The organism is Streptomyces huiliensis, assembly GCF_020037025.1.
Lineage (GTDB): Bacteria > Actinomycetota > Actinomycetes > Streptomycetales > Streptomycetaceae > Streptomyces > Streptomyces huiliensis.
The window spans coordinates 1-9,110 of sequence record NZ_JAIQLH010000116.1 but is presented as its reverse complement, the minus strand read 5'-3'; the positions used below and the strand labels follow the sequence as shown (position 1 = coordinate 9,110).

Genomic DNA, 9,110 nt, shown 5'->3' with positions numbered 1-9,110 from the left:
GCCGTTTCTTGCGGGGGCTGCGCCCCCGCACCCCCGAAGCGCGCTGCGCGCGCTGTCCTCAAACGCCGGACGGGCAATATCAGCCCGTCCGGCGTTTGAGGACGAGCGGCGGAGCCGCGACAAAGGGGGTATGGGGCGCAGCCCCAGGAAACGGCGAAGGGGCGGGACAGGGGCACCCACCCCGGGGCCTCAGCCCCGCACCCCCCGCAACGCCATCCCCACCGCGACAGCGGTGACCCGCTCAGGCTCCTCCACACCGAGCTCGATCCGCCGGACAGCCGCGTCCACGACCCCCTGCAACATCATCGCGACAAGACGAGGCTCCTCATGCCCGAGAGCCACCAACGCATCCCCCACCATGGTGATCAACCCACCATGCGCGGCCCGGATCTTCTCCCGAGCCGCAGCGTCCAGCTCACCGGCGGAGATGGCGACGACGGCCCGGTGCCGCCGGTCGCCGACGAGGGCGAGCTGCCGGCGGACGTACGCCTCGATCTTCGCCTCAGGCGTGTCGGCCCGCGCCATGGCGGACTCGACCTCGGCCGCCCAGACGGGGAAGTCGACGGCGCACAGCTCCTCGACGACGGCCGCGCGGGAGCGGAAGTACTCGTAGACGGAGGACCGAGCGAGCCCGGTGCGCTCGGCGAGGGCGGGGAAGGTGAGCGCTTCCGTACCGCCCTCGGACAGCAGGGAGCGGGCGGCGTCCAGCAGGGCGTCGCGCTGCATCGTCCGGTGCTCGGCCACTGAGGCCGCTCGAATCCTGGGCACGGTTCCACTCTACGGACCTCGGAGGAAAGAGACGAGGTCGGAGCGGCGATTCGGGGCGGGCCCGGGCCGGACCGGGGCCGGTTCCGGGCCGCTCCTCAGCGTCCCACGTCGGCGAGTTTGGCCCGCAACTGGAGCACCGACTTGGTGTGGATCTGGCTGACCCGGCTCTCGGTGACGCCGAGCACCTGGCCGATCTCGGCGAGGGTGAGCCCCTCGTAGTAGTAGAGGGTGACGACCGTCTTCTCGCGTTCCGGGAGGGTGTTGACGGCCCGGGCGAGCAACCGGCGCAGCTCGTGGTCCTCGGCGACCTCGACGGGGTCGTCGGCCGCCGTGTCCTCCAGGGTGTCCATCAGGCTGAGCCGGTCGCCGCCCTCGCCCCCGACGTGCAGCAGTTCCTCCAGGGCGACGACGTTCGCCAGGGACAACTGACTGAAGACGGTGTGCAGTTCCTCGATGGGGATGCCCATCTCGGCGGCCACCTCCGCCTCGGAGGGCGTCCGGTGGAGGGTGGCCTCCAGGGTGGCGTAGGCGCGCTCCACGGCCCGCGCCTTCTGCCGGACGGACCGGGGGATCCAGTCCAGCGCCCGGAGTTCGTCGATCATCGCGCCGCGGATGCGGGTGATCGCATAGGTCTCGAACTTGATGGAGCGGGCGGGGTCGAACTTCTCGATCGCGTCGATCAGCCCGAAGATCCCTGAGGAGACGAAGTCCGCTTGCTCCACGTTGGGCGGTAGCCCGACGCTGACCCGTCCCGCCACGTACTTCACCAGCGGCGAGTAGTGGAGGATCAGCTGCTCCCGCAGCCTTTCGTCACCCGATGCCTTGTACGAGCGCCACAGCTCGTCGAGGGTCGAGGGTGCGGGCGGGCGGGCGGCGCCGCGCGCCGCGGGCGGCGCCGCCGCGCGGTCCGATCCGGAGGGTTGCTGGGGCATTCGTCGTCTTGAGCCGTTCTGCTGTGACGTGGATCAGGTGCGACAGGATCCATCCGCATGGCCGGAATCCCGTGAGCGTAGCGTGACCGGGACACTGCGGGGAGCGATCGGGCCCCTCGGGCCCGCACGGCGGTCCACGCGGCGGTCCGCACGGCCGTGATCCACCGGCCGTGCTCTCGGCCGGCGGCCGTGCCCCGGGACCGTGCGGGGCCCGGCGGGGGCGCGGCCCGGCGCCGGGGCCGCCGGGGTCACCGCGGTCTTGGCGGTCATGTCCTTAACCCTTTCACCCGATCGCCCCAGGTCAAGAACCGCCTCGCCGCACGGAGGGGCGCCGTCCGAGGGGCTTGGAGGGGACGGATGTTGACGCCCGCGCGACCGGGCGCCAGCGGTCGCCCCGGCGTGCGACGAAACCCAGACCGTGCAGTTCGTAGAGCCTGCCGAGCGTGGTGTCCCTGCTCAGCCCGGCGTTCAGGGCGATCCGGGCGAGGTCGCCGCCGGAGCCCGGGACGGCTTCCAGCACGGCCGCCGCCTCGGGAGCGAGCAGGTCCCGGGGGACGGCGGGGCCTCGGCGTTCGGGCGCCAGCTCGCCCATGGCGCCCACCAGTTCGGCGACCTCGTCGGCGTCGGTCACCAGTGTGGCGCCCTCGCGCAGCAGTTCGTGCACACCGGCCGAGAGGCCGGAGGTGACCGGTCCGGGCACGCCCATCGTGTGCCTGCCCAGTGCCCGTGCGCGCCGGGCCGTGACGAGCGAGCCGCTGCGGTACTCCGCCTCCACCACCACCGTGCCGCGGGTCAGGGCCGCGATCACCCGGTTCCGGAGGACGAACCGGCTGCGGGTGGGGTGGCCGCCCGGCGGCAGTTCGGCGAGGACCAGGCCCTGTTCCCCGATCCGGTCGAGCAGTTGGGCGTGGCCGCGCGGGTAGGGCACGTCCACTCCGCAGGCCAGGACGGCCGCGGTCGCCCCACCGGCGGCGAGCGCCCCGCGGTGGGCCGCGCCGTCGACCCCGTAGGCGGCGCCGGAGACGACCACCCAGCCGCGCTCGGCGAGCCCGGCGCCGAGCAGCGCCGCCACGTGCGAGCCGTAGTCGCTGCACGCCCTGGCGCCCACCACGGCCACCGACCGCAGCGCCCACAACCGCAGGTCGGCAGGGCCTCGCACCCAGAGGCCGAGCGGCCTGGCGTCCCCGAGGTCGTCGAGCTGCGTCGGCCACTCGGCATCGCCGGGGCAGACGAACCGCCCGCCGAGCCGGGCGACGGCGGCGAGGTCGCCCGCCGGGTCGAGGCTCGCGGCCCGCGCCCTGCACCCGGCCAGCCGCTCCCCCCGGGCCCCCTTGGGCGGCGGCCCGTCCCCGACGAGCCCGCGCATCAGCGCGGGGGCGCCCAGCTCCCGCACCCAACGGCCCACGGTCTCGTCCCCGGGCTCGGTGAGCCGGGTCAACGCGGCCCGGGCCAGCCGCTCCTCGTCGTACCCCGAGCCGGCTCGACCACCGTCCGCCGCTCCGGCCCCGAAACCGGCCACGGCGTCACCCGCCACCTCACCCCCGGCCCCCTCCCCCGTCACAACATCCCCCCGGCCCCGGCTCCCGCCCCGGCCACCGCCACGCCCCGCCGTACGCCGGTGCGCAGTTCCAGCGCCTGGCGGACGTCGTCCGCCGACGGGCGGTCGCGGGACGCGAGGTCGGCGATGGTCCAGGCGACCCGGAGCACCCGGTCCAGGCCGCGCGCGGTGAGCAGTCCGCGTTCCATGTCGCGTTCGGCCTCCCGCAGGGCCTCCGGCTCGACGAGCCAGCGGGTGCGCAGTTCGTGACCCGGGACCTCGCTGTTCGTACGCCAGGGGGTGTCCGCGTACCGCGCCGCGGCCCGGTCACGGGCCTCGCGCACCCTGGCGCCGACCGTCTCCGAGTTCTCGGCGCCGGAGCCGAGCCCCACCAGCTCCGCGCGGGTCACCGGTTCGACGGTCACCCGGAGGTCCACCCGGTCCAGCAGCGGCCCGGAGAGCCGGGCCAGATAGCGCCGTACGTTCCTGGGCGAGCAGTCGCAGCCGTCCCCGCTGAGCCCGTGCCGTCCGCACGGGCAGGGGTTGGCCGCCAAGGCCAGCAGGAACCGGGCCGGGAGCCGCATCACCCCGCCCGAGCGGGCCACGACCACGTGCCCCGACTCCAGCGGCTGGCGCAGGGCGTCCAGGACGCGAGGGGAACATTCGGGCGCTTCATCCAAAAAAAGAATTCCGTGGTGAGCCAGGGACACCGCGCCCGGCCGGGGCATCCCCGAGCCGCCGCCGACCAGCGCGGCCATCGACGCCGAGTGGTGCGGGGCGCAGTAGGGCGGCCGGTCGATCAGCGGCCGGCCGGCCGGGAGCGTGCCCGCCACCGAGTGCACCGCCGTGACCTCCAGCGACTCCGACGGGGTGAGCGGCGGCAGCAGGCCGGGCAGCCGCTCGGCGAGCATGGTCTTGCCCGCGCCCGGCGGGCCCAGCAGGAACAGGTGGTGCCGCCCGGCGGCGGCCACCTCCAGCGCCCGGCGCGCCCGGTGCTGGCCCGCGACCTCGGCGAGGTCGGGCGCGTGCCCGTCGCTCCCGCCGGGAACCGCACCCGCGCCCACGCCTTGGCCCGCGCCCGGCACCGCGAGTCCGGCGAGCAGCGGGTCGGGCCGGCCGTCCCGACCGGGGTCCTCCTCCTCGGGCACGGGCTCGTCGGTGAGGACCGCCACCAGCTGGCGGAGGCTGCGGACGCCGAGCACCGCGACGCCGGGGACGAGCGCCGCCTCGGCCGCCGTGCGCTCGGGGACGACGACCTGCCGGTAGCCGGCGTCCGCCGCCGCGAGGACGGCCGGCAGGACGCCGCGGACCGGGCGGACCCGGCCGTCGAGGCCCAGCTCGCCGATCATCACCAGGTCGGCGATCCGCCGTGGGTCGATCCGCTCGGCGGCCCCCAGCACGGCGCAGGCCACGGCCAGGTCGAAGCCGCTGCCGCCCTTGGGCACGGAGGCGGGGCTCAGCCCCACCGTCAGCTTGCGCTGCGGCCACTCGCCCCCGGAGTTCACGACGGCGGCACGCACGCGGTCACGGCTCTCGGAGAGACTCTTGTCGGGCAGTCCGACGAGGGCGAAGGCGGCGACGCCCGGTTCGAGGTCGGCCTGGACCTCGACCACCACCCCCTCCACCCCGACCAGGGCGACCGAGCAGGTACGGGCGAAGCCCATCACGCCACCCCCCTGACGTGCTGCACCTCGGGGGCGCCCCGCTCCGGGAGCACCACCCCGACCAGGTCGATGCGGACCCCGCCCGGCGGCGGGCCGCCGTACCGCTCCAGCCAGCGGCCCGCGAGCCGGCGCAGCCGTTCGGCCTTGACGGCCGTGAGGGCCGCCATCGGATGCTGGTAGGGCCCCGCCCTGCGGGTCTTCACCTCGCACACGACCAGCGCGTCGCGGTCGTGCGCGACCACGTCGATCTCACCGTCGCGGCACCGCCAGTTGCGGGCCAGCACCGTCATCCCGGCCTCGGTCAGCCGGCGTACCGCCAGGTCCTCCCCGTAGCGCCCGAGCGCCCGTCGCGCGTCCATCCGCACCACCTCCCGGGACCGACGGTGCGGCCTCCGGGAGGATGTGGGGGATCTTGGTCGAATCCTGTGGACAACCCGCCGGTTGTGGAGAACTCAGCCACTCGGAAGGTCGAGATCGCTCTTGTTGAGCTCCTCGATGTTGACGTCCTTGAACGTCAGGACCCGCACCTGTTTGACGAAGCGGGCGGGCCGGTACATGTCCCAGACCCAGGCGTCCGCCATCGAGACCTCGAAGAAGACCTCGCCCTGGACGGAGTGGACCTGCATCTCGTAGTCGTTGGTCAGGTAGAAGCGCCGCTCGGTCTCGATCACGTATTTGAACAGACCGACGACGTCGCGGTACTCCCGGTAGAGCTTCAGCTCCATCTCGGTCTCGTACTTCTCGAGGTCCTCGGCGCTCATGGCATGTTCCCCTTCAGCCGTGCGTCCCCCCATTGTGCGTCAGGCGCGTTCCGTCTCCAGGCGCACCGGCACCTGCGGGGGACCGTCTCGGAGCAGCGTGCTCAGCAGCTCGGCGAGCCTGGTCGGATACACCGTCTCATGGGTGGCGAGGAGTTCACCGCAGGTCCACCAGCGGAGTCCGGTCACACTGCGGCGCTCCAGCTCCGTCCCGCCGCCGGTCCAGGCGCCGGCCTGCCGGGTGCGGGCCAGGTAGTAGCGCTCCTCCTGGTCCCACCGGCGGCCGTCGAAGGGGAACGAGCAGGTGCGCCGCCACAGCGGCGGGCCGAGTTCGATCTCCGTGATCCCGGTCTCCTCGGCGAGCTCGCGGCGGGCCGCCGCCTCCCAGTCCTCGTCGCCCTCCAGCCCGCCGCCCGGGGTGAACCACCAGGTCCGTCCGGGGTCGGCGGGTTCGAAGCCGTGCAGCAGCAGGATCCGGTCCCGGGAGTCCAGCAGGACGACGCGGGCCGCCCGCCGCAGGGCCCCCTCCGTCCGTGCCGCGTCAGCCATGGGGTGCCACCGCCTTTCCCGTACCACCGGAAGTCCCGTCGGACGTCCCGTCGGCGGTCCTCCGCCGCGTCAGCAGGCGGGCGAGCGGACCGTACGCCGCACCTCCCAGGATGAGCGCCGCCCCCGCCACGACGGCGACGGCCAGCGCGCGCACCGGGCCGGGGCTCGACGTCCCGCCGGGCAGGGCGTCGAACGCGGCGGGTCGGGACAGCACGCCGAGGTCGCCCGCCGGCCAGAGCACGGCGTCCACCCGGGCGCTCACCGCGTCGCGCGGGATCGCGCCCTGGTCCTTGCCGAGGTGGGAGCGGGAGTCGACGGAGTCGGCGCGGTGGTCGCCGAGGAGGAAGAGGTCGCCCTTGGGCACGGTGGCGGAGAAGCCGCTGGAGGCCGGGCCGCCGCCGTGCAGATACGGTTCCTCGACGGGGGTGCCGTTGACCGTCATCCGCCCCTGCCGGTCGCAGCAGGCGACGGTGTCGCCGCCGACCCCCACCACGCGTTTGATCATGTTCATGTCGCCCCACACCTTGTCGTGGAAGACGACCACATCCCCGCGGCGGACGTCGTCGCCGTCGATCCGCTGGGCGAGGACGCGGGCGCCGACGGCGATGGTCGGCGCCATGGAGTCGGTGGGGACGGTGTACGGCTTGTAGACGAGGGCCGCCCAAGCGAAGCCGCCGAGGAAGAGGACGGCGCCGAGGGCCACGGCGATTCCGGACACCAGCCTGCCGGCACGTCCCGGACCGCCGCGTTCCACTCCGCCCATCGCGTCCCCCACCCCTAGAGAATCCGCTGCCCGCGGACGAACCGCCGCCCTCGCCGGGGCACGGAATCGCACCCTACCCGCGGTACGCGAGCGGCGTCAGCCCCCAGGTCGGGCGGCCGGGACCCGCCGTCGGTCCGGTAGGCCGGACCCGCCGTCAGTCCCGTGCGGCGGCGGCGCGGGACGCGAGGAGTCGGCGGCGGCGCCACAGCACCAGCGGGACGGCGCCCGCGAGGCCCAGCGCCGGGGGCGCCGCGGCGGCGGCCTTGCCGATCCCGGGCTGGTCGAAGGTGTCGGGAACGGGCAGCGTCGCCCAGCGGTTCAGCGGCCAGGCGACGACGATCGCGCGGCCGACGACGTCGTCCACCGGCACGAAGCCGCCGTCCTCGTCCTGGTGCCAGCGCGAGTCCATCGAGTTCTGCCGGTGGTCGCCCATCACCCACAGCTTGCCCTTGGGCACGGTGATCGGCCCGAAGGGCTTGTCGCTGCACGGGGTGTCGCCGGGGAAGATGTACGGCTCGTCGAGCGCCTTGCCGTTGACGACGACGGGGTTGTTGCCGCCCTTGCACTCGACCTTGTCGCCGCCGACCGCGATGACGCGCTTGATCAGGTCCTTCTCGCCGGCGGAGGGCATCAGTCCGACGAAGCTGAGGACCTTCTGCACCCCGTTGCCCACCGGCCCCGACTCCTCGCCCGGGGTGTCCCGCAGCCAGCTGCCCGGGTCGTGGAAGACGACCACCTCGCCGCGCTCGGGCTCGGCGCCGAACCAGGGCGTGAGCTTGTCGACCAGCACCCGGTCGCCGCGCTGCAGGGTGTCCTGCATCGACTCGGACGGGATGGAGAACGCCTGGACCAGGAACGTCTTGATGAAGAGCGCGAGGATGAGCGCGACGCCGACCAGGATCGGCAGTTCCTTCCAGAAGGACCGCTGCTTCCCGGACCTGCCCGGTTTGCCGCCCTTCCGGGGCGCCCCCGACTGTCCGGAGTCCCGCTCGCCGGCCGGCAGGTCACCACCCGTCGGCCCCTCCACCGGCCCGTCCGGGGCCCGGCCCGACGGGCGGGGGCCGCCCGGTTCCTCCGGTGGCGGCGGTCCTCCAGGGGCCTCGTGGGACGGACCCTCGTGCGACAGGGCCTCATGGGGCCCGTGGGGCGCGGGAGACGAAGGAGGGGCGTACCCCTCCGGCGGCGTCCCCGCGGCCGGCTCGCCGGCACCGTCCGGGCGCTTCTCGGGCTCTCCGTGGCCAGACCGGGCGCCGACCGCCACATCCCCCACATCCACTCCTCACTCCGCGCTGTCGCCCGCCGCCGTTCGCCGCGGGCCCGCCACTCCCTTAACGAGCGGGAGTTCCACAGGGGTCGGGGCCCGGAACATCCCGTTCACCCCGCTTGCCCCGGAACGTCCGCGCGCTTCGGGACGGACCCCACCGGACGGCTCACCCGTCGGGACCACCCGCCGCGTCCGGTCTCCCGGACAGCCGGCGCCAGTGCCCCGGCGGCCAGGCGATCACCATGGCACGGCCGATGACCAGGTCTTCCGGGACCGTACCGTGCCCGGGATCGGAGAGGTGGAACCGCGAGTCGGCCGAGTCGGAGCGATGGTCGCCGAGCACGAACAGCCGCCCGCGCGGCACCCGTACGTCGAACGGCAGCTCGGACGGCGGGTTTCCGGGGTGCACGTACGGCTCGCGGACCGGCGAACCGTTGACCATGATTTTGCCGCTCGCGTCACAGCACTTGACTCGGTCCCCGCCGACCGCGACCACCCGTTTGATCAGATCCTGCTCCCCCGCCGAGGGCAGCAGCCCGACGAACGACAGCACCCGCCGTCCCGCGCGCACCCCGGCCGACCCCTGCCCCTGGTCCTCCGCCGTCCCCAGCCAGTCGCCCGGGTCCTTGAAGACCACCACGTCGCCCCGGGCCGGCCGGTCGCCGAACCAGGGCGTCAGCTTGTCCACCAGCACCCGGTCGCCGACCCGGATCGTCCGCTCCATGGAGCCGGACGGGATGACGAACGCCTGCACCAGGAACGTCTTCAGCACCAGGGCGATCAACAGCGCCACCGCCAGCAGGACGGGCACCTCGGTGGCCAGGGACCGCCGCCGGCTCCGGAGCACCCGCCGCGCCGCCCGCCGCCGCGCCGCC

General features: G+C 74.4%; 9 protein-coding genes and 1 pseudogene. All 10 read right to left on the bottom strand.

The window, feature by feature from the left end; genetic code table 11:
- Positions 1–189: 189 nt before the first annotated feature.
- The gene (locus JNW98_RS20765) at positions 190–744 is read right to left on the bottom strand and encodes a TetR/AcrR family transcriptional regulator (RefSeq protein ID WP_223769774.1); all 555 of its coding nucleotides are present in this window, start codon (positions 742–744) and stop codon (positions 190–192) included.
- Positions 745–863: 119 nt separating this feature from the next.
- A complete protein-coding gene (gene whiG / locus JNW98_RS20760; protein WP_223769772.1) occupies positions 864–1,700 on the bottom strand; it encodes an RNA polymerase sigma factor WhiG in 837 nt (278 codons plus the stop codon).
- 301 nt (positions 1,701–2,001) lie between these two features.
- A complete protein-coding gene (gene dprA, locus JNW98_RS20755; RefSeq protein ID WP_223769771.1) occupies positions 2,002–3,219 on the bottom strand; it encodes a DNA-processing protein DprA in 1,218 nt (405 codons plus the stop codon).
- A 38-nt stretch (positions 3,220–3,257) separates the two neighbouring features.
- Positions 3,258–4,901 (bottom strand): YifB family Mg chelatase-like AAA ATPase, encoded by a 1,644-nt coding sequence (locus tag JNW98_RS20750; RefSeq protein WP_223769770.1) that lies wholly within the window; start codon positions 4,899–4,901, stop codon positions 3,258–3,260.
- Entirely contained in the window at positions 4,901–5,260 is a 360-nt protein-coding gene (locus JNW98_RS20745; protein WP_223769769.1) for a YraN family protein, read from the bottom strand. The genes JNW98_RS20750 and JNW98_RS20745 overlap by 1 nt, the downstream gene beginning before the upstream one ends.
- 93 nt (positions 5,261–5,353) lie before the next feature.
- A complete protein-coding gene (locus tag JNW98_RS20740; protein ID WP_004944840.1) occupies positions 5,354–5,662 on the bottom strand; it encodes a DUF2469 domain-containing protein in 309 nt (102 codons plus the stop codon).
- Positions 5,663–5,701: 39 nt separating this feature from the next.
- Positions 5,702–6,208 carry an NUDIX hydrolase gene (locus JNW98_RS20735; RefSeq protein ID WP_223769768.1) on the bottom strand — a complete coding sequence of 169 codons (507 nt, stop codon included), beginning with the start codon at positions 6,206–6,208 and terminating at the stop codon, positions 5,702–5,704.
- Complete coding sequence (lepB, locus tag JNW98_RS20730; RefSeq protein WP_223769773.1) at positions 6,201–6,971, bottom strand: signal peptidase I; 771 nt, start codon at positions 6,969–6,971, stop codon at positions 6,201–6,203. The genes JNW98_RS20735 and lepB (JNW98_RS20730) overlap by 8 nt, the downstream gene beginning before the upstream one ends.
- A gap of 154 nt (positions 6,972–7,125) precedes the next feature.
- Positions 7,126–8,097, bottom strand: coding sequence for a signal peptidase I (lepB, locus tag JNW98_RS20725; RefSeq protein WP_263421027.1), 972 nt, complete (start codon positions 8,095–8,097; stop codon positions 7,126–7,128).
- Between the two features lie 4 nt (positions 8,098–8,101).
- Positions 8,102–9,110 (bottom strand): annotated as a pseudogene (lepB, locus tag JNW98_RS20720) (signal peptidase I); the annotation flags it as partial.

Bases quoted from the DNA above. Each gene is read 5' to 3' on its own strand.
- lepB (WP_223769773.1), bottom strand. From the start codon at position 6,971: ATGGGCGGAGTGGAACGCGGCGGTCCGGGACGTGCCGGCAGGCTGGTG.
- whiG (WP_223769772.1), bottom strand. From the start codon at position 1,700: ATGCCCCAGCAACCCTCCGGATCGGACCGCGCGGCGGCGCCGCCCGCG.
- JNW98_RS20750 (WP_223769770.1), bottom strand. From the start codon at position 4,901: ATGGGCTTCGCCCGTACCTGCTCGGTCGCCCTGGTCGGGGTGGAGGGG.
- JNW98_RS20745 (WP_223769769.1), bottom strand. From the start codon at position 5,260: ATGGACGCGCGACGGGCGCTCGGGCGCTACGGGGAGGACCTGGCGGTA.
- JNW98_RS20735 (WP_223769768.1), bottom strand. From the start codon at position 6,208: ATGGCTGACGCGGCACGGACGGAGGGGGCCCTGCGGCGGGCGGCCCGC.
- JNW98_RS20740 (WP_004944840.1), bottom strand. From the start codon at position 5,662: ATGAGCGCCGAGGACCTCGAGAAGTACGAGACCGAGATGGAGCTGAAG.